Origin of the sequence: Amycolatopsis sp. NPDC050768 (genome assembly GCF_040654155.1) — a bacterium.
GTDB lineage: Bacteria > Actinomycetota > Actinomycetes > Mycobacteriales > Pseudonocardiaceae > Amycolatopsis.
The window spans coordinates 108,243-126,465 of the sequence record NZ_JBFAHL010000013.1; the positions used below are offsets into that span (position 1 = coordinate 108,243).

21 protein-coding genes are annotated in these 18,223 nt (G+C 70.9%); 9 read left to right on the forward strand and 12 right to left on the reverse strand.

Going from position 1 to position 18,223, the window contains the following annotated elements; genetic code table 11:
• Positions 1-12 precede the first annotated feature (12 nt).
• Together rph and rdgB are read left to right on the forward strand one after the other, a co-directional pair.
• A complete protein-coding gene (rph, locus tag AB0H62_RS32940) occupies positions 13-789 on the forward strand; it encodes a ribonuclease PH (protein ID WP_220243754.1) in 777 nt (258 codons plus the stop codon).
• The gene (gene rdgB / locus AB0H62_RS32945; protein WP_360590420.1) at positions 786-1,394 is read left to right on the forward strand and encodes an RdgB/HAM1 family non-canonical purine NTP pyrophosphatase; all 609 of its coding nucleotides are present in this window, start codon (positions 786-788) and stop codon (positions 1,392-1,394) included. The genes rph and rdgB overlap by 4 nt, the downstream gene beginning before the upstream one ends.
• Before the next feature lie 56 nt (positions 1,395-1,450).
• Here rdgB and AB0H62_RS32950 read toward each other — a convergent pair whose 3' ends face one another.
• The 4 genes from AB0H62_RS32950 to AB0H62_RS32965 are packed head-to-tail and all read right to left on the reverse strand — an operon-like array spanning position 1,451 to position 4,969.
• On the reverse strand, positions 1,451-1,993 hold the full coding sequence (locus AB0H62_RS32950; RefSeq protein WP_360590422.1) for a hypothetical protein: 543 nt from the start codon (positions 1,991-1,993) through the stop codon (positions 1,451-1,453).
• Positions 1,994-2,004: 11 nt separating this feature from the next.
• Positions 2,005-3,216 carry an ABC transporter permease gene (locus AB0H62_RS32955; RefSeq protein WP_354872484.1) on the reverse strand — a complete coding sequence of 404 codons (1,212 nt, stop codon included), beginning with the start codon at positions 3,214-3,216 and terminating at the stop codon, positions 2,005-2,007.
• Positions 3,213-3,896 carry an ABC transporter ATP-binding protein gene (locus tag AB0H62_RS32960; protein WP_360590424.1) on the reverse strand — a complete coding sequence of 228 codons (684 nt, stop codon included), beginning with the start codon at positions 3,894-3,896 and terminating at the stop codon, positions 3,213-3,215. Before AB0H62_RS32960 ends, AB0H62_RS32955 begins: the two co-directional genes overlap by 4 nt.
• Positions 3,893-4,969: a peptidoglycan-binding protein gene (locus tag AB0H62_RS32965; RefSeq protein ID WP_360590426.1), complete on the reverse strand. Its 1,077-nt coding sequence runs from the start codon at positions 4,967-4,969 to the stop codon at positions 3,893-3,895. The genes AB0H62_RS32960 and AB0H62_RS32965 overlap by 4 nt, the downstream gene beginning before the upstream one ends.
• A gap of 182 nt (positions 4,970-5,151) precedes the next feature.
• On the opposite strand from AB0H62_RS32965, the gene AB0H62_RS32970 reads away from it, so the two are divergent.
• Both AB0H62_RS32970 and AB0H62_RS32975 read left to right on the forward strand, forming a co-directional pair.
• Complete coding sequence (locus AB0H62_RS32970; RefSeq protein WP_360590428.1) at positions 5,152-5,850, forward strand: response regulator transcription factor; 699 nt, start codon at positions 5,152-5,154, stop codon at positions 5,848-5,850.
• Positions 5,840-7,615, forward strand: a complete 1,776-nt coding sequence (locus AB0H62_RS32975; RefSeq protein WP_360590430.1) for a HAMP domain-containing sensor histidine kinase — start codon at positions 5,840-5,842, stop codon at positions 7,613-7,615. The genes AB0H62_RS32970 and AB0H62_RS32975 overlap by 11 nt, the downstream gene beginning before the upstream one ends.
• 30 nt (positions 7,616-7,645) lie before the next feature.
• On the opposite strand, the gene bcp is transcribed toward AB0H62_RS32975, so the two are convergent.
• From bcp to AB0H62_RS32990, 3 genes are all read right to left on the reverse strand, one after another.
• Positions 7,646-8,122, reverse strand: a complete 477-nt coding sequence (bcp, locus tag AB0H62_RS32980) for a thioredoxin-dependent thiol peroxidase (RefSeq protein WP_360590432.1) — start codon at positions 8,120-8,122, stop codon at positions 7,646-7,648.
• A gap of 116 nt (positions 8,123-8,238) precedes the next feature.
• Entirely contained in the window at positions 8,239-8,775 is a 537-nt protein-coding gene (locus AB0H62_RS32985) for a hypothetical protein (RefSeq protein WP_360590434.1), read from the reverse strand.
• A 180-nt stretch (positions 8,776-8,955) separates the two neighbouring features.
• Entirely contained in the window at positions 8,956-9,138 is a 183-nt protein-coding gene (locus AB0H62_RS32990) for a hypothetical protein (RefSeq protein ID WP_220243744.1), read from the reverse strand.
• Between the two features lie 74 nt (positions 9,139-9,212).
• Between AB0H62_RS32990 and AB0H62_RS32995 the strand changes: the two genes are divergently transcribed.
• Positions 9,213-10,544, forward strand: coding sequence for a DUF3089 domain-containing protein (locus AB0H62_RS32995; protein WP_360590436.1), 1,332 nt, complete (start codon positions 9,213-9,215; stop codon positions 10,542-10,544).
• A gap of 167 nt (positions 10,545-10,711) precedes the next feature.
• On the opposite strand, the gene AB0H62_RS33000 is transcribed toward AB0H62_RS32995, so the two are convergent.
• From AB0H62_RS33000 to AB0H62_RS33010, 3 genes are all read right to left on the reverse strand, one after another.
• Positions 10,712-11,086, reverse strand: a complete 375-nt coding sequence (locus tag AB0H62_RS33000; RefSeq protein WP_220243742.1) for a Fic family protein — start codon at positions 11,084-11,086, stop codon at positions 10,712-10,714.
• Positions 11,083-11,286, reverse strand: coding sequence for a hypothetical protein (locus AB0H62_RS33005; protein ID WP_220243741.1), 204 nt, complete (start codon positions 11,284-11,286; stop codon positions 11,083-11,085). Before AB0H62_RS33005 ends, AB0H62_RS33000 begins: the two co-directional genes overlap by 4 nt.
• Positions 11,287-11,353: 67 nt before the next feature.
• On the reverse strand, positions 11,354-12,430 hold the full coding sequence (locus tag AB0H62_RS33010) for a hypothetical protein (RefSeq protein WP_360590438.1): 1,077 nt from the start codon (positions 12,428-12,430) through the stop codon (positions 11,354-11,356).
• 165 nt (positions 12,431-12,595) lie between these two features.
• Between AB0H62_RS33010 and AB0H62_RS33015 the strand changes: the two genes are divergently transcribed.
• Positions 12,596-13,123 (forward strand): hypothetical protein, encoded by a 528-nt coding sequence (locus AB0H62_RS33015; protein ID WP_360590440.1) that lies wholly within the window; start codon positions 12,596-12,598, stop codon positions 13,121-13,123.
• A gap of 1 nt (position 13,124) precedes the next feature.
• On the opposite strand, the gene AB0H62_RS33020 is transcribed toward AB0H62_RS33015, so the two are convergent.
• Complete coding sequence (locus AB0H62_RS33020; protein WP_220243739.1) at positions 13,125-14,030, reverse strand: LysR family transcriptional regulator; 906 nt, start codon at positions 14,028-14,030, stop codon at positions 13,125-13,127.
• 107 nt (positions 14,031-14,137) lie between these two features.
• Here AB0H62_RS33020 and AB0H62_RS33025 point away from each other — a divergent pair, with 107 nt between their 5' ends.
• Both AB0H62_RS33025 and AB0H62_RS33030 read left to right on the forward strand, forming a co-directional pair.
• On the forward strand, positions 14,138-14,881 hold the full coding sequence (locus AB0H62_RS33025; protein WP_360590442.1) for an SDR family oxidoreductase: 744 nt from the start codon (positions 14,138-14,140) through the stop codon (positions 14,879-14,881).
• Positions 14,882-14,904: 23 nt separating this feature from the next.
• A complete protein-coding gene (locus AB0H62_RS33030) occupies positions 14,905-15,915 on the forward strand; it encodes an alcohol dehydrogenase catalytic domain-containing protein (RefSeq protein ID WP_255638403.1) in 1,011 nt (336 codons plus the stop codon).
• 66 nt (positions 15,916-15,981) lie between these two features.
• Here AB0H62_RS33030 and AB0H62_RS33035 read toward each other — a convergent pair whose 3' ends face one another.
• Positions 15,982-16,887, reverse strand: a complete 906-nt coding sequence (locus AB0H62_RS33035; RefSeq protein ID WP_220243737.1) for a TetR/AcrR family transcriptional regulator C-terminal domain-containing protein — start codon at positions 16,885-16,887, stop codon at positions 15,982-15,984.
• Positions 16,888-17,006: 119 nt separating this feature from the next.
• Between AB0H62_RS33035 and AB0H62_RS33040 the strand changes: the two genes are divergently transcribed.
• Positions 17,007-18,128: an FAD-dependent monooxygenase gene (locus AB0H62_RS33040; protein ID WP_220243736.1), complete on the forward strand. Its 1,122-nt coding sequence runs from the start codon at positions 17,007-17,009 to the stop codon at positions 18,126-18,128.
• Positions 18,129-18,223 lie beyond the last annotated feature (95 nt).

Sequence of the window (18,223 nt, forward strand, 5' to 3'; positions counted from 1 at the left end):
AGAGTGCACCCCGTGACGAGGAAAGATGGCAGGAACGACGACCAGCTCCGCGACATCAAGATCACCCGCGGGTTCCAGAAGTGGCCTGCCGGTTCGGTGCTCATCGAGTTCGGCAACACGCGCGTGCTGTGCGCGGCCAGCGTCACCGAGGGCGTGCCGCGCTGGCGGGCCGGCTCGGGGCTCGGCTGGGTCACGGCGGAGTACGCGATGCTCCCGTCGGCCACCAACACCCGCGGCGACCGCGAAGCCGTGAAGGGCCGCATCGGCGGCCGCACCCACGAGATCTCCCGGCTGATCGGCCGGTCGCTGCGCGCGTGCATCGACCTCGCGGCGCTGGGCGAGAACACGATCGTGATCGACTGCGACGTGATCCAGGCCGACGGCGGCACCCGCACCGCCGCGGTCACCGGCGGCTACGTCGCCCTGCGCGACGCCATCACGTGGCTCGGCGCGGCCAACCGGCTCAACGACCCGCAGCCGCTGTCGTCCTCCGTCGCCGCGGTGAGTGTCGGCGTGGTCGACGGGCGCGTGCGCCTGGACCTGCCGTACGAGGAGGACTCGCGCGCGGAGGTCGACATGAACGTGGTCGCCACCGACGCCGGCACGCTCATCGAGGTGCAGGGCACGGGCGAGGGCGCCACCTTCGCACGGTCCACTTTGGACACTATGCTTGACCTGGCGCTCGCCGGCTGCGCGACGCTAACGCAGCTGCAGAACGAGGCACTGGCGCTGCCGTACCCGGGTGAGCTGCCGCAGCCGCGCCCGGACAGGAAGAAGGGCGCCAAGTGACGAAGCTGCTGCTGGCCACGCGCAACCAGAAGAAGCTCGGCGAGCTGCGGCGCATCCTCGAGGCCGAGGGCATCTCCGGCATCGAGGTGCTGGGCCTCGCCGACGTCGACGAGTTCCCCGAGGCCCCGGAAACCGCGCCGGACTTCGAGGGCAACGCCGTCGCGAAGGCCCGCGACGCGGTCGCGGCCACGGGTTTGCCCGCCGTCGCCGACGATTCGGGCCTGGCGGTCGACGCGCTGAACGGCATGCCCGGCATCCTCTCCGCCCGCTGGTCCGGCCGTCACGGCGACGACGACGGCAACCTCGACCTGGTGCTCGCCCAGCTCACCGACACCCCCGACGACCGCCGCGGCGCGGCTTTCGTCTGCGCCGCCGCCCTCGTCCTTCCGTCCGGCGAGGAAACCATCGTCCGCGGCGAATGGCGCGGCACCCTGCTGCGCGAACGCCGCGGCACCAACGGCTTCGGCTACGACCCCATCTTCCTCCCGGACGGCGAGTCCCGTTCGTCGGCGGAACTGGAACCGTCCGAAAAGGACGCGGCCTCCCACCGGGGCCGCGCGTTGCGGGCGCTGCTGCCGGCGCTACGCGACCTCGCCAAGGCCTGACGAACGGTACCGACCCTGGTGTGGCGGTTGAGGAAACCAACGCCACACCAGGGCCGCTACTTGTCGCTCGGTCCCATCACCTGGACTTCGCACCCCTGCTCGATCTTGTCCGAGTTCGGCGGCTGGTTGTTGCTCGTGTAGTGCCACGGGGACTCGTCGTCGTCCGGGTCTTCGGCGACGTGCATGCCCTGTGAGGTCATGCATTCGACCCAGCGGTGCAGGTTGTCCTTGTACGCCGGGTTCGCCGGGTCCTCGCCCCACGGCAGCAGGGGCAGCTTGGACCGGCACGCGTCGCCGGCGGCCTGGTGGTCCTTGGACCACTGTTCGGCGCCCGCGATGCTGTGGGGCTGCTGGTCGACGTCCGCGTCGTGGTCCTTCATGCAGGTGCGCCACGGTTCGATGAGCCGCTGGGAGTCTTCCGGCGATTCGTCGACGCGGTGGCGGGGGCGGCCGCCATCGGCGTCGGTCGAAGGAGGCGTCAAGGACGACGCGGTCACCGACGGCGTACCCAGCGAAGCGACGTGAGGGCTGGACGGCGCGGGCGACGAACACGCTGCGAGAACCAGCGCCGGCCCCGCGAGCCAGACCACTTTGGACATTCGAAGCTCCCTCATGTCGTTGCCAGCGCCTGCGTCGGGGTTAGCCGAGACGCGCGGATCGACGGATGGATCCCCGCCAGCGCACCCACCACCAGCGCGCCCGCCACACCGCCGGCCACGGACAGTGGCGGGATCACGGGCGGCCACCCTTGGTACGTCGTGTAAAGCAGCGTCACCACGATCCCCAGCACCGTCCCCGCCAAACCGCCGAGACCGGACAGCGCCACCGCCTCAGTGAGGAACTGCCCGCGGATCTGCCCCCGCGTCGCCCCCAACGCGCGCCGCAAGCCGATCTCGCGACGGCGTTCCAGCACCGAGATGAACATCGTGTTGGCCACGCCGACACCACCGACCAGCAGCGCGACCCCCGCCAGCCCGAGGAACAGCGCGGAGAACGTCGTCTGGCTCGCCTGCTTGGCCGCCAGCGCGTCCGACGGCCGGCTCACCGAAACCAACCCCGGCAGTTGCGGGTACAGCGTCGCGGGCAACACCGCGCGGACGTCGGGAATCGCGTCTTCGCGCGCCTTCACGTAGATCACCGTCGGGTGGCCGTCGAAGCCGAGGAACTGCTTCGCCGAACCCCAGCCGACGAGCACCGCGCGCTCGATGTCCGGCGCGAGCGGCATCGGCGCCAGCACGCCCGTCACGGTGTACCACTGCTCACCGATCATCACGATCGGCGCGGGCCGGCCGGGCGTCACCGCGGGGATGCCGAGCCGCGACGCCGCGACGTACCCGAGCACGACGGCGGGCAGGTTCTGCGTTGCCGCGTCGAGGAACTTGCCGCTCTGCACGGTGCCGTTGAGCGCGGACAGCAGGTCCGGGCTGCTCGCCAGCACGGCGAGACCCGAGCCGTCGAGCGGGTCGGTCAGATCGGAGCGCCGCACGGTCTGGTGCGTGTTCGCGACGGCCGCCGCCGTGGTCACCGGGCCGATCCGCGCGACGCTGCCGACGGACGACTCCGGCAGCAGAACCGGCGGCGTCTGGTTCGGCTGCGGTTCGGCGCGCAGCATGTTCGTGCCCAGCGCCGTCAGCTTGTCCAGCAGCGCGGCCTGGCTGGAGGCGGGAATCCCCGTGACCACGATCATCGTCGCGATGCCGAGCGAAATCCCGAGCGCCGACAGCGCCGCGCGCAGCCGCCGAGTGCTGATCCCGAGCAGGCCGAGACGCAGGACGTCGCGCAGGCCCAGGCGCACCGGGCGCGTGTCGAGTGCCGTGCTCACGCGGCACTCACCACGAGGTCCTGCACGATCCGGCCGTCGCGGAACTCGATGCGCCGCGGCAGGCTCGCCGCGATGTCGCGGTCGTGCGTGATGATCGCGATGGTCGTTCCTTCGGCGTTGAGGCCGTGGAGCAACTCCAGGACGGCGTGGCCGTTGGCGGTGTCGAGCGCGCCCGTCGGCTCGTCGGCGAGCACGAGCGCGGGGTCGTTCACCACGGCCCGCGCGATGGCGACCCGCTGGCGTTCACCACCGGAAAGCTCGTGCGGCCGGTGGTCCACGCGGTGCGCGAGCCCGACCCGGCCCAAAGCCTCCAAAGCGAGGGGACGACGTTGCTTGCGCGGCACCCCGGCGTACAGCAGGCCGGTGGCCACGTTCTCCGCCGCGCTGAGGCCGTCGGTGAGGTGGAACTGCTGGAACACGAACCCGAGCCACCGCCCGCGCAGCGCGGACAGCCGCCGGTCGCTCAGCTGCGTCACATCCTGGCCGCCGAGCTCGACGGTGCCGGAAGTCGGGAGGTCGAGCGTGCCGACGATGTTCAGCAGCGTCGACTTGCCCGAACCGGACGGTCCCACGATCGCCAGCAGCTCACCCTCGGCGACGGCCAGCGACACGTCGTCGAGCGCCTTCACACCCCCGGGGTAGTGCTTGCTCACCCCGTGCAGAGCCAGCACCGGCGTCACGAGGTCGTCACCACCCGCAGGCCCTCGGTGATACCCGGGCCGCTGATCTCCACCTGGTCGCGGGCGAACATGCCCGTCTTCACCGGCACGAGCTTCCCGCCCTGCAGCTGCACGGCGTAGCCGCCTTCGCGCAAGGCGACCAGCGCACCGAGCGGCACGGCCAGCACGCCGGCGTGGGTCTCGGTGGCCACCTGGACCTGCACCGACGCCGAGTCGAGGTCGCCGACGTCCGAGGCGTTCACGGGCACCACGGTCACGTTGATCTTCGGCGGCCCCTGCGCCGGGTCGCCGCCCGACGGGTCGCCGCCGGTCACGGCGGTGCTCACCGAAGTGACCTTCGCCGGGATCTCCTTGCCGTCCGGGCGCACCATCGTCACGGCCATGCCGGTCTTGACCGAGCCGACCTCGGCCGCGTCCACAGGCGCGATCACGACCTTCGCCGTCGGCGTCGTGGTGAGCAGCGGGCCTGCGGCGGGGTCGCCGAGCTGGGCCGTCACGCTGTTCACGCGCGCCTCGCCGGGCAGCACCGCGACCTGGCCGACGTCGAGCGTGCCCGTGTCCGGCAGGCCGGCCTTCTTCTCCCACTTCTTCAGCGCGTCGGCGAACGTGAACTTCGCCTTCTGCGGATCCTTCGCGCGCGTGCCGACGGAGTAGCCGAGGCGGGCGAGGTTGTCGGCCACCGTGGCGACGTCCGGGCCGGTCAGGTCGGGGTTGTCGAGCTTGCGGAACAGCGGGGTGTCGCCGAAGAACACCGGCACTCGCACGCCGTTCACGGAGTACAGCGGCTTCCCGCGCTGGGCCACGGTGCCGACGTCCGGCAGCTGCGTGACCACGCCGGCGCCCGCGCCCTTGAGCGGCTCGGGCGTGCCGAAGCCGAGGGTGCCGGTGAACGTCCGGGTGTTCGACAGGTCGGTCCTGGCCACGGCGACGGTGGTCACGGCGGGCGGGGGAGCCGCGGCTTCCGCCGTGCCGCGGCCGTGGTCGATGGCCACGTACGCGCCGACGCCGAGCAGCACCACAACGGCGGCCGAGGCTGAGACGGCGATCGCGCGCCGCCGGGACTTACCGGCCACTGACGGCCTCCATCATCGTTTCTCCGCTTCCACTCACCCGGCGCGTCCGAAGTGGACTGATCCGGCGGGTCCGGAGGCCACTATCGCGGCGAATTGTCAGGAAGCCGTCAGGAAGCGGTGCTGATCCGGTGTTCCCGCGGCGCTGGGTCGCCTGCGTCGGCGGAGATCCTTATGCTCGCAGCATGTGCGCAGACATCGTGCTCGCGGAGGACGACCCGAAGCAAGCGGAGCTCGTCCGCCGCTACCTCGAGCGGGAACGCCACTCGGTGGTGGTCGTGCCCGACGGCCGCGAGACGCTCGACCTCGTCCGCCGCCGCCCGCCGGACCTGCTCGTGCTCGACGTCATGCTGCCCGGCATGGACGGGCTCGAGGTGTGCCGGATCCTGCGCGCGGAGTCCGACGTGCCCGTGCTGATGCTGACCGCACGGTCCACAGAGGACGATCTGCTGCGTGGTCTGGACCTCGGGGCCGACGACTACATCACCAAACCGTACAGCCCCCGCGAGCTGATGGCTCGGGTGCGGACTTTGTTGCGCCGCACCAAAACTGCCGTTCCCCCGGATGGCCCGCTGCGCGTCGGCGCGCTGACCGTGGACGTCGGCCGGCACGAGGTGGTCGTGTCCGGGCAGCTGATCGAGACCACTCCGGGTGAGTTCCGGCTGCTCGAGGTGATGGCCGCGCACCCGGACCAGGTGTTCACGCGCGGGCAGCTGCTGGAGCACTTGCACGGCTTCGACCGCTACATCACCCAGCGCGCGATCGACGTCCACGTGATGAACCTGCGCAAGAAGATCGAGGCGGCGCCGCGCAAACCCAAGCGGCTGCTGACCGTGTACGGCGTCGGCTACAAGCTTACGGCTGGGCCGCCCGATGCGGCGTAGCCTGCTGGTCCGCCTCATCGCGGTGTCGGCGCTGGTCGCGGTGTGCGCGATCGCGGCCACGGCGTGGCTCGCCGCGCGCACCACCACGGGCGCGATCCGGCAGGAGCAGGGCCAGGTCTTCGCCGACGACGGCACCATCTACCAGGGCCTGCTCGGCTACGCAGCCACGCACCCGAACTGGGACGGCGTCGGCAAGGTCGTGACCACCTACGCCGAGAGCACCGGCCGCCGCGTGGTGCTGGCGACCCCGCAGGGCAAGGTGATCGCGAGCTCCGACCCCGACCCCGGACGGTTGCCGCCGCAGCCTTCGGTGGTGGTCGACCCGTTGTCGGTCGATCCGGGGCTGGGCGTGCAGTCCACACCGGACCGGATCGACCCGGAGGCGGTGGGGCCGTATGCGTTGCCGCAGGACGAAAAGGCGAGGCTGACGGGCGTCGCGCAGCGCGTGCTGCGGTGCGTGCAAGAGCGCGGGAGCGTCGGCAGCATCGAGGTGTCGCCCGGTGGGCACCCGCGAGTGGTGGCCGACGACCCGTACGCGCTGACGCGGTGCAACGGCACGAGCCTCGAGCAACCCACCGACACCGAACAGGCCGCGCTCGACAAGCTGCAGGACCTCGTGAACGCCTGCCTCGGCCGCAGCGCGCAGAGCGCTCCGGCGGCGCAGCTGTCGCTGTCGTGGACGTTCATCGGGCCCGAGACCGGCGCGACAGACGCGACGGACACGACGGCGCAGAACTGCGTGACGTCCGCGCGTCATGAGCAGCTGGCGTCGTACGTCGCGCCCCCCGCGTGGCTCTACATCACGGAGAAGGGCAGTGACCAGCCGCCGAGCGGGTTCACGCTGTCGTCGGACAACCAGGTGCGCCTGGCCGAGGTGGCGGGCGCGATCCTCGTGCTCACGGTCGTGGCCACCGGGCTCGCGTCGATCCGGCTCATCCGGCCGCTGCACGCGCTCACGGGCGCCGCGCAGCGCATGGAGGCGGGCGAGGCCGGGGCGCGCGTGAAGGTCAAGGGCAAGGACGAGATCGCGCGGCTGGCGCGGGCGTTCAACGACATGTCCGAGGCGCGCGAGAAGCTGGAGATAGCGCGCAAGGCCATGGTCAGCGACATCGCGCACGAGCTGCGCACGCCGCTGTCCAACATCCGCGGCTGGCTGGAGGCCACGCAGGACGGCGTGAGCCGGCTCGACGACGAGCTCGTCGTGTCGCTGCTCGAAGAGGCGCTGCACCTGCAGCACATCGTCGACGACCTGCAGGACCTCGCCCTCGCCGACGCCGGCGCGCTGCGCGTGCACCCCGAGCCCATCGATGCCAACTCCCTGCTCACCCAGCTCGCCGCGGCCCACGCCGCCCGCGCCGACGCGGCGGGCGTTCAGCTGGTGGTGCGGTCGATGGCCGACCCGGCCGTCACGGCGGACCCCGTACGCCTGCGGCAGGCCATCGACAACCTCGTGTCCAACGCCGTCCGCCACACCCCCCGCGGCGGCTCCGTCACGGTCAGCGCCACGCGTGCCGATTCGGACGTCGTCTTCTCCGTGGCCGACACCGGCGTCGGCATCGCCGCCGACGATCTGCCCCACGTCTTCGACCGCTTCTGGCGCGCGGACAAGGCCCGCACCCGCGGCGCGAGCGGCGGCAGCGGCCTGGGCCTCGCCATCGTCCGCAACCTGGCGGCCGCCCACGGCGGCACGGTCTCCGTGCGCAGCACGCTGGGCGAGGGCTCGACGTTCACGCTGCGCTTCCCCGCCGCCGGCCCGCCCGAGTGAACCGCTCACCCGGGCGGCGGGCTTCGTGGCTCAGGCGGCGATGCCGAGGTCGCGGATCAGCTTCGCGACGTGACCGGTCGCGCGGACGTTGTAGAAGGCGTTCGCGATCTTGCCCTCCGCGTCGACGATGAAGGTCGAGCGGATCACGCCCTGGTAGACGCGGCCGTAGTTTTTCTTCTCGCCGAAGGCGCCCCATGCAGTGAGGACGTGCTTGTCCTCGTCGGAGAGCAGGGGGAAGGTCAGCTGCTCGTTCTCGACGAACTTCGCGAGCTTCGCCGGCTTGTCCGGGGAGATGCCGAGGACCTGGTAGCCGGCGTCGTTGAGCTGGGCGAGGCTGTCGCGGAAGTCGCAGGCCTGCTTGGTGCACCCGGGGGTGCCGGCGGCCGGGTAGAAGTACACGACGACGGCCTGGCCGCGGAAGTCGCTGAGGGAGACGCTCTTGCCCGTGCTGTCGGGCAGGGTGAAGTCGGGGGCGGCGTCGCCGGAGGAGAGTCGCTGCTCGGTCATGAACGCAGCGTACTGTGCCGATCGTTACCAATCCGACCACAGTCACGGCCGAATGGCTTCGTAGCAACGGTTACGTGCCGCGCGGGGGTCGGCCTGCTTTTGGCCGGATTAGTAATTCAGACGGCCCCGCAGTACGTGGCCACGGCGGGCTCGCTCGCGCTGGGTCGCAGCTGAACCGTGAGCTGCGTGGTGCCGTCGGGCACGGCGAACGCGAGCGTCAGCTGCGCGGAGCGGCCCTGCTGCAGGTCTTTGCCCGCGTCGGTGATGCCGCCGAGGCCCTGGGTGGCGTCGACGACCTGTTTGGTCGGGCGTCCGTCGATCATCGCGGCGACCGTGAAGCCGGAAAGCCGGTAGGAATCCGCGCCGTTGTTGGTGATCTCGATGCCGAACGACGCTGCACGCGAGCTGCGCGGGTACGCGGCGGGGCTGGGCTGGAACGACTGCGGGGCGGAAACCGAGATCGTGATGCCGCTGGCGAACCGGTGTTCCGCGCCGAACTGCAGGTCACGCGACGTCTGCGCGGCCGCGGCCTTCGCAGGGCCGCCACCACCGCCGAGCGTCGCTGTGCCTTCCTGCGCGTCGACCCCGCAGGCCGCCACCGCCATCAGCAAACAGGCGGAAAGCAACAGCTTGGGGGTGCGCGCGGGCGCCATCTCGGTTTACTCCAGTCGGGGCGGGGGCTCAGGCCGTTCGGCGTAGTGACCGAAGGCGACCCGCTCCACTGTCCCTGCATGTGCACGTGCGCGCGCACGAAGACGCGGACCTGGTGTACAGCCGTGGCCGATCCGTGACCGAAAGGGCACTCCGGGTGACAGTCGTCACCGATGTGCCACTTAAACGGCGAAGGCGAACAACAGGATGAAGATCGCCACGCCGGCGCCCCACGCGACCATCAGCCACCCGAAGTCACGCACCGGGTCGACCGCGCGGCTCTCCTCGCCCGGGATGTACACGCCGCGGTTTTCGAACCAGTCCGTCCACTTGCGCAGCAAGCGCAGCGGATTGCGTGACGGCACGACTCACCTCCCGGATCGGCTTCGCTCCTGCCAGCCTACGGGGGACTCGCCCACCCGGTGAAGGAGCGTCGAGCGTGCGGAAAAGCGTGATCCTGCTGGCTCTCACGACCGTGTTCGGCCTCGCGGCCGCCGTCCCGGCCGTCGCCGCGCCTGGTGTCGCCCCGCCGGGCACGGCGCCGCTCGACCACCCGGTGTGGGTGTGCCTGCCCGGCATGGCCGCGAACCCGTGCAACCAGAACCTGGCGGGTGACCCGCAGATCGCGACGCCCGGTGGCGGCTTCACCGTCGGCTACCCCGCGTCGCCGGGTCGGGTGACGTTCGACACCACTCGGGTGGAGTCGGGCGCGAGTGTGGTGGAACCGTTCGAGCCGCCGGCGGCCCCTCCGGTGGACTGCTTCTTCGTCTACCCGACCGTCGACCTGCTCTCGAATCCGACGCTGCAGATCGGCTCGCTGCCACCCGGCCCGGACGACGCCGCGCCCGCCGTGACCTACGCCCAGGTCGGTCCGTTGCTCAACCACTGCCGCGTGTTCGTGCCCGCGTACCGGCAGGCGCCGCTGGCCGCGCACATCGTCGGCGTGCTCACCGGAACGGCACCCGACTACGCGCTGGGCCTCGAAGACGTCGAACAGGCGTGGGACACGTACTGGCGCGACTACAACATCGACCCGGTCACGCACCGTCGCCGCGGGGTGGTCGTGATCGGCCACTCGCAGGGCGCCGCCGACGCGGCCTCGCTCTTGCGCGACCGCGTGGACGGCCACCCCGACGTGCAGCCCTCCTTGGTGAGCGCGCTGCTTCTCGGCGGCAACGTCCAGGTCCCCACCGACCGCCCGGCCGGCGGCGGCTCCGATCCGGACGCGGCTTTCCAGCACCTGCCCGTGTGCGCTCGCGCTTCGGCCGCGGCGCCCGTGCCGGTCGGCTGCGTGGCCGGTTACTCGTCGTACAAGCAACCGGCCGGAACGGTCCCGCCGCCCGGCTCCACCTTCGGCCTCTCTTCGACGCCCGGCCACCGCATCCTCTGCACCAACCCGGCCGCCCTGCTGACCGGCGCCGCGCCCGACGCGACGACCCCGCTCGACACCCGGCTCCCCACCCGGACTTTGGTGCAGGGCAACGCTCTTCTCCCCAACGGCCACCTCACCGCCGTCCTCCTCGGCACCTCGCTGCCGGTGTTCCCCACCGGCTTCGCCCGCTATCCCGACGAGTTCACCGGCGCGTGCGAGTTCCGCACCGTCCCCGGCGGCACCGCGTCCTGGCTCCAGCTCTCCGGCGGCGACGCCCTGGTGGGCCCTCCGAGCAGCGGCGGCCTCGGCCTCCATGTCGACGACTTCTCCCTGACGTTGGGCGACTTGACGGCTCTGGTCGACGCGCAAACGGCACAGTGGGAGGCGGTTTCGCGGTGAGACTTCCGCGAATCCGCCTGGCTGCAGGGGCAGGGTTTCGTTCGACCGAGAGGGTTCGGTCCCGCTCATGAGTCGGGCACGGCTGCTTCGTGCCTGCCTCGCGGAGCTCCTGCCTTCGGGCCGATGGGCGACGTCGGTGACTTGCTCGGCGAGACGTTGCCGGGCGGCTAGGCGAAGTCGGCCAGGCGTGCGGCGATGCGGGGCAGGTCGAGGTGGCCCTGGACGACGTCGTGGACGAAGGGTTCGGCGGCGTCCTCGTCGAGGGGCGTGCGGAGGGGTTTGTCGTTGAGGCCGAGGAAGAACCAGGTGGCGGTCCAGGCGAGGCGTTTGTTGCCGTCGATGAGGGGGTGGCCGCGGCCGAGCGACTCCATGAGCGCGGCGGCCTTCTCCCACACGCCGGGATAGGCGTCCTCGCCGAAGACCGACGTGCGCGGGCGCGCCGCGGCGGCCGCGAGGATGCCCGTGTCGCGCACCGCGAGCTCACCCCGCACCACCCGGCGCGCGACGACCATCAAGTCGTGGATCGTCAGGTACTCGGTCATCGCGCCAGCCGCTCGTTGAGGCCGGCGCTCGCTTCCAGCACGTGGTCGAGCACCGTCGCGCGCTGGCGGGCCCGCGAAGTCACGGCAGTCATCAGCGTCTCCCGCACGTACTCCTGAAGGCTCCGCCCCTCGGCGGCCGCCTGTCGCTCGAGCTCCCGCACCTCGCCGTCACTGAATTCGACGGGCAGCACCTGACCCATGTCCTGAACCTTAAGGCCTCACTCCGCTTGGCGAACCCCGGTTTTCCCGCCCCCGACCGGACATCGCTCAGTGGGGCGCCGGCGGATACGGCCCTGCCGGTGGGTACTGCTGCTGCGGAGCCCCCGGCGCATCGGAACCCGGCATCGGCTGTCCTGGCGGCATCGAACCCGGCCAAGGCTGTCCGGGCTGACCGTGCGCCGGGACGGCACCGGACCACGCCTGAGCGGGTGCCACAGACCCCTGCGACGCCGGCCCGGGCGGCGCTGCGCCGGCTTGCCAGGCTTGGCCGGGTTCACCGGCGCCCGGCCATTGTTGCGCGGGAACGGACCCTGGCATCGGCTGTCCGGGGTTCTGTCCTGGCACTGCGCTGCCCTGCCAGGCTTGGCCGGCCCCGCCAGCGCCCGGCCACTGCTGCCCGGGAACGGACCCTGGCATCGCCTGTCCAGGAACCTGCCCCGGCACCGCGCCGCCCTGCCAGGCTTGGCCGGGGTCAACGGCAGCAGGCCACTGCTGTCCGAGAGCTAGGCCCGACATCGCGGCTCCGGGAATCTGTCCCGGAACCGCGCCCTGCCAGGCTTGGCCGGCCCCGCCAGCGCCCGGCCACTGCTGCCCAGGCACCGGCCCGGCCATCCCCGGAACCCCTTGCCACTGCTGCCCAGGAACCGCCCCCGGCATCCCCGCACCCTGCCAACCGGCCGGCCCGCCGTATCCCGGCTGCCAACCCGGCCCACCGGCGAACCGCGGCATCACCTCCGGCAAAGCCACCGCCACCGCGGGCAGCCACAGCAGTACCGCGATCACCGCCGCCAAGCCGGCCGGCAGGAACACGTCCTCGAAAGCACTCGACCGCCGAATCCCCAAGAGCAGCATCGACCCGGGCACCGCGAGAACCACCTGCGCAACCGCACCCAGCATCAACACTCGAGCCACCCGTGGCCGTCGCGCGGCCAGCAGCGCCGCGCCCACGAGCACGCCGAGGCCGAGCAAAGCGATCACCAGGTGGAAATACGGGCCGGGATTCAGATCGAAACGCCGGCTCAGCTCAGCGACCTCATTCCACACCAGCAGCACTTCGCACACCCCGGCAACACCCGCGAGCACAAAAGCCAGCACGCGCCCCTGCGGCGTCGGTGAGTGAACCACGCCCGATCCCCCTCCGTCATCAACCGGACACGCACAGCATAGAGGCCACCCCCGACAATCCAGCGCGATCACGAGGCGGTCGCGGCCGGGAGAACTCTCGCCGCGGCCCGCCGGACGCCCGGAAGACGTCCCTACGCTGGGCGAGAACCGACCGGAAGGGCGCCGATGCAGATCGACCTCGTCGACGCCTGGGCGTGGTGGGCCGGCGGCGGCCCGGGCCTGCGCGAGGCGCACCTCTGGGGCCTCGCCGTGAAGTGGTGGGGGCTCCTGGGCAGTCTCGTCCTCCTGACTGTCACCATCGCCCTCGTCGCCGACGTCGCGAAAATCCCCGAGAAGCACCGCCGCAGAAGCCGGGCCACCAAGATCCTCCGACGGCTGACCGCGCTCGCCATCGCCGTCCTGGTCGTCGTCGGCGCCGTCAACGCCGTCCGCGAAGAAGCGCGCGACACCGGTACCTCGACGGCGACCGTCCTCCTCGCCGGCAACGACGGCATCGACTGGGCCGGCGCCCCACGCTGGTTCGTGCTTCTGTTCGCCGGCCTCGTCGTACTGGCACTCCTGTTGTGGCAAGGCCATCGCCTGAGAGACTGGGTGGGCAACACAGTCCAAAAAGGACTGACCGCGATCGCGACAAGGCTGGCGGCCGCGATCGTCGCACTGGCGGCGCTGAGTTTCGCCGTCCTGGCCGGCTGACTCACACCGGCGTCGGCCGCGTCACCCGCTTGCTCTCCTCCAGCAGCAGATCCAGCAGCGGGTTCGAGTTCTCCCGCAGCCAGATCAACGCCAGCCCCAACGGCGTCGCGTCCTCCAACGGCCGCCACACCAGCCGCGGGTACGGGAAGTACGCGGCCGTCGACGCGGGCGCGATCCACGACCCGCGCCCGGCCGCCACGTGGTGCAGGCACTCCTCCGGCGTCCGGCCCTGCGGCCCGTAGACCGCGCGGGTGCCGTCCGGCCGAGGGTCGATGAACCAGAACTTCACCACCGCCTCGGGCATCCCGTCGCGCGGCCCGACGATCGGCTCGCACGCCAGGTCGGACACCTTCAGCGACGCCCGCGTGGCGAGGCGGTGCCCCGGCGGCAGCGCGACCCAGCGTGGCTCGTCGAGCAGCCAGTGCGTGACGAAGCGGCGGTCGTCTCCGATGGGCAGCCACAGGAACGCGGCGTCGGCGGTGCCCGCGGCCAGGGCGTCGAGCTCGTCGGGCAGCGTGTGGACCGCGAGGGCGTCGACCTCCACGTCGGGCGCGACCCGGCGCAGCGACGACTCGACGTCCGGCAGGAAGTGCGCGGTGCTCTGCGCCTTGAACGCGATCCGCAGCCGCCCGGACAGTCCCGAGCCGACGAGCCGCGCTTCCGAGACCATCGCCGAACACGCGGTGAGCAGTTCGCGCCCCTGTTTCAGGAACACCTGCCCCGCCGCGGTGAGCTCGACGCCATTGGACCGGCGCCGGACCAGCGGGGTGCCGGCCACGCGCTCGAGCTGCCGGATCTGCCCGCTGACCGCCTGCTGGGTCATCATGAGCCGCCCGGCCGCGCGGGTCATGCTGCCCTCGTCGGCCACGGCTTCGAGGGCTTTGAGCAGGCGCAGATTCAGGTCCACCGCACGATCCTCGTCACAACGGTTCGTTGTGGCAACCACAAGGATCCGGTGTTTCCCTTTCCCGCACCCCGGCCGGACCATAGCTGTATTGACACAGGGGAGCACCTATGAATCTCAGCGGTAAAGTGGCCCTCGTCACGGGCTCGTCGAAAGGCCTGGGCAGGGCTATCGTGCTGCGGCTGGCGGAACAGGGCGCCGACGTGGTCATCAACTACTCCCGCGACGCGTCCGCCGCGGAAGAGGTGAAAAAGGCGGCCGAGGCCCACGGTGTGAAGGCACTGGTGCACGCCGCCGATGTGTCTCAGGTGGACGGAATCGTCGACCTTTACGACGCGGCCGTCGCCGAGTTCGGCAAGATCGACATCGTCGTCGCCAACGCGGGCATGGAAAAGGTCAACATCCCCGTCACGGACGTCACCGAAGAGGACTTCGACCTCCTCTTCCGGGTGAACACCAAGGGCCCGTACTTCGTGCTGCGAGAGGCCGCCCGCCGCATCGCCGACGGTGGCCGCATCATCACCATCTCGTCGAACACCACGACGGTTCCGCAGCTGGGCGTCGGCCTCTACGGCACCAGCAAAGTGGCCACCGGTTACCTCGTGAAGGTGCTCGCGATGGAGCTCGGCCCGCGCCGCGTCACCGTGAACACGGTGGTGCCCGGCCCGATCGACGGCGCGGGGATTTTCACGGACCCGGCCAACGACGATTACAAGCGCAGTTTGATCGAAATGGTCCCGATCGGGCGACTGGGCACCACGGAAGACGTCGCGGGTGTAACGGCATTTCTCGCCGGAGACGAAGCTGCGTTGATCACCGGACAGCAGCTCGTCTGCGACGGCGGAATGCACTGACCACCGAAAGGAATTGTGGGAAAATGACAGGGACAATGCGCGCGGCTCAGGTTCAGCAAGCGGGCGGCCCGTTCGTGCAGGTCGAACTGCCGATCCCCGAGCCGAAGCCCAACCAGGTGCGGGTGAAGGTGCACACGTGCGGCGTGTGCGGCGGTGAGATCATCCCCCGGATGGCCCTGTTCGGCACCAAGTTGCCGCGGGTGCCCGGGCACGAGATCGCGGGTGTCGTCGACGCGGTCGGCGACGCCGTGACCCTGTGGAAGGTCGGCGACAAGGTCGGGGTCGGCTGGTCCGGTGGCGTCGACTTCACGTGTGAGTACTGCCGCCGCGGTGACTTCGTCAACTGTGACAGCCGCACGATCACGGGCACGTCCTTCGACGGCGGTTACGCCGAGTACATGGTCGCCCCTGAGGACGCGGTCGCCCGTATCCCCGAAGGCCTCTCGTTCGAAGAGGCGTCGCCGCTGATGTGCGCCGGCATCACCGCCTTCAACGCGTTGCGCCATGCAAAGGCCGGCCCCGGCGATCTCGTCGCCGTGCAGGGTGTGGGCGGCGTCGGCCACCTCGCCGTCCAGTTCGCCAACAAAATGGGCTTCCGCACCGTCGCGATCAACCGCGGCCGCACCAAGGAAGAGCTGGCCCGCAAGCTCGGCGCGGACGAGTACATCGACAGCAACGAAGGCAGTGTCGGCGAGTCCCTGAAGAAGATGGGTGGCGCGTCGGTGATCCTCGGCACCGTCGACCGCGCCGAGATGCAGTCGGAGCTGATGAACGGCATCCGCCCCAACGGCCAGGTGATCGTGCTCGAAGGCCAGAACCCGATCCAGGTCACCGGCCACACGCTGGCGGACTACCGGCTGAATCTCTCCGGCTGGTACAGCGGCGTCGCCCGCGACAGCGAGGACACGCTGAACTTCTCCGTGCTGCGCGGCATCCGGCCGGTGTACGAGGTCTTCCCGCTGGAGAAGGCCGAGGAGGCCTACCAGCACATGCCGAAGGCCAACATCCGCGTCGTGCTCAAGATCGCGGACTGACGCCTCGGTCCGAAAACGCGCCCACTCTTCCCCCGGGGGTGGGCGCGTTTTCTCATGCCGGCCTTCTCATGTCAGCCGCAGTGCGACGCCGTCGAGCAGCGAGCGCAGGCCGAGCTCGAACAGCTCGTCGAGATCCAGGTCGTAGCCGTCCTCTTCCAACGTCGTCAGCATCCGCGTGAAGACGGGGTGGCGGCCGCCCGCCATGATCGCCGTGTGGCCGGGCGCCTGAGTGGCCAGCCACTCGTCCTCGGTCAGCCCGGACGTGCCGGCCGCGTGCCGCTCGCGTTCGAGGTGGATGGCGATGCCCTGGATGTAGCTGAAGAACAGCACGTGCAGGTCGCACAGCTGCGTCGCGGACAGGCCGAAGCCGTCGAGCGCCGAAAGCGCCTGCTCCGCGTGCGTGGCCAGGTTGGCCAGCGGCAACGGCCGCGTGATCGGCGACAGCTGCGCGAGCCACGGGTGCCGCCGGTACAGCGACCACAGTGTGCGCCCGGTGAGCTCGAGCCGCGCTCGCCAGTCGCCTGAAAGGCGCGCGGGGTAACCGCGTTCGCCGAACGCCGCGTCGGCCATGAGCAGTACCAGCTCGTCGCGCCCGGCGACGTAGCGGTACGGCGCCATCGCCGCGACACCGAGCCGCGCCGCCACTCCCCGCATGGACAGCGCGGCCAGCCCCTCCTCATCGGCGATCGTGATGGCCGTCCGCACGACCCGCTCGCGCGAGAGGCCCGGCGGCCGCGGGCGGGCCTTCGGCTCGGCCTTCCGGCCTGCGACGACGGTTCCGGACCGCGGTTCGGCTCGCACCAGCCCTTCCTGGCCGAGCGCGGCGAGCGCCTTGGCCGCGGTGGCCGTCGCGACGCCCCACTCGACGGCGATCCGGCGTGTCGACGGCACCTTCGCGCCCGGCACGAGCTCCCCGTCGGTGATCCGGCGGCGCAGCTCCGCGGCGATCTCCAGGTAGCGCTGCTCGGCCATCCCCGGCTCCGATCTGTACCAGTACAGCTGACCATTTGTACTAGGTCAGTTTTGGCATGGTTGCCTGGCCGAAGCCAGTGTGTGGTCCGTGAGGATACGACGAACACCTGGAGGAAACCATGCGTAACGTCCTCGTCTCCGGCGCCGGCATCGGCGGCCCGACGCTGGCCTACTGGCTCCACCGGGCCGGGTTCTCCGTGACCGTGGTCGAGCGCTCGCCCGGCCTGCGGGAGGGCGGGCAGGCGGTCGACGTGCGCGGGGTGGCGCTCGACGTGGTCGACCGGATGGGGCTCGGCGAGCAGGTGCGCGCGATGCGGACGCGGATGCGCGGAATGTCCGTGGTGGACGGTTCCGGCACCGAGCTGTTCCGCTCGGAGGAGCACACCTACAGCAGCGGCCGCCTGGACAGCCCCGACGTGGAGCTGGTCCGCGATGACCTGGTTTCCCTGCTGTACAAGGCAACCGAGCACGACGTCGAGTACATCTTCGACGATTCCGTCACCGCACTGGACCAGGACGAGCACGGCGTGCGCGTGGAGTTCGAGCGCGGCGGCTTCCGCACGTTCGACCTCGTCGTCGGCGCCGACGGTCTGCACTCCGCCATCCGGCGGCTGGCGTTCGGCCCGGAGGAGCGGTTCGCGCAGCACCTCGGGCAGTACCTGGCGATCTTCCCGGCGCCCAACGTCCTCGGCCTCGACAACTGGCAGGTCTGGTTCCGCGACGCGGAGACCGGCGGCGCCGTCTATCCGGTGCGGGACAACACCGAACTGCGGGTCACGCTCGGGTTCGGTTCGCCGCCGCTGTCGTACGACCACCGCGATGTTTTGGCGCAGAAGGAAATTGTCGCGAAGCAGCTGGCCGGCACGGGCTGGGAGGTGCCGCGTCTGCTGTCTGAAATGGCCGGTGCGCCCCACTTCTACTTCGACGCGATGCAGCAGATCCACCTCGACTCTTGGAGTGCCGGCCGGGTGACGCTGCTCGGGGACGCGGGCTACTGCGCGTCGCCGCTCTCGGGCCAGGGCACCAGCCTCGCGCTCGTCGGTGCGTACGTGCTCGCCGACGAGCTCGCCCGCCACGACGACCACACAGCCGCGTTCGCCGCCTACGAGACCCGGTTGCGGCCGTTCGTCGCCGCGAACCAGGCGCTGGCGACGGAGAACCCCGGCGGTCCGGCGGCCGAGGAGTCGGTGGATCGCGCCAAAAACGCGATCAGTCTCACGTACTGTGCCGATCGTTACTAATCCGACCACAGTCACGGCCGAATGGCTTCGCAGCAACGGTTACGTGGCGCGTGGGGGTCGGCCTGCTTTTGGCCGGATCAGTAACACCGACGACG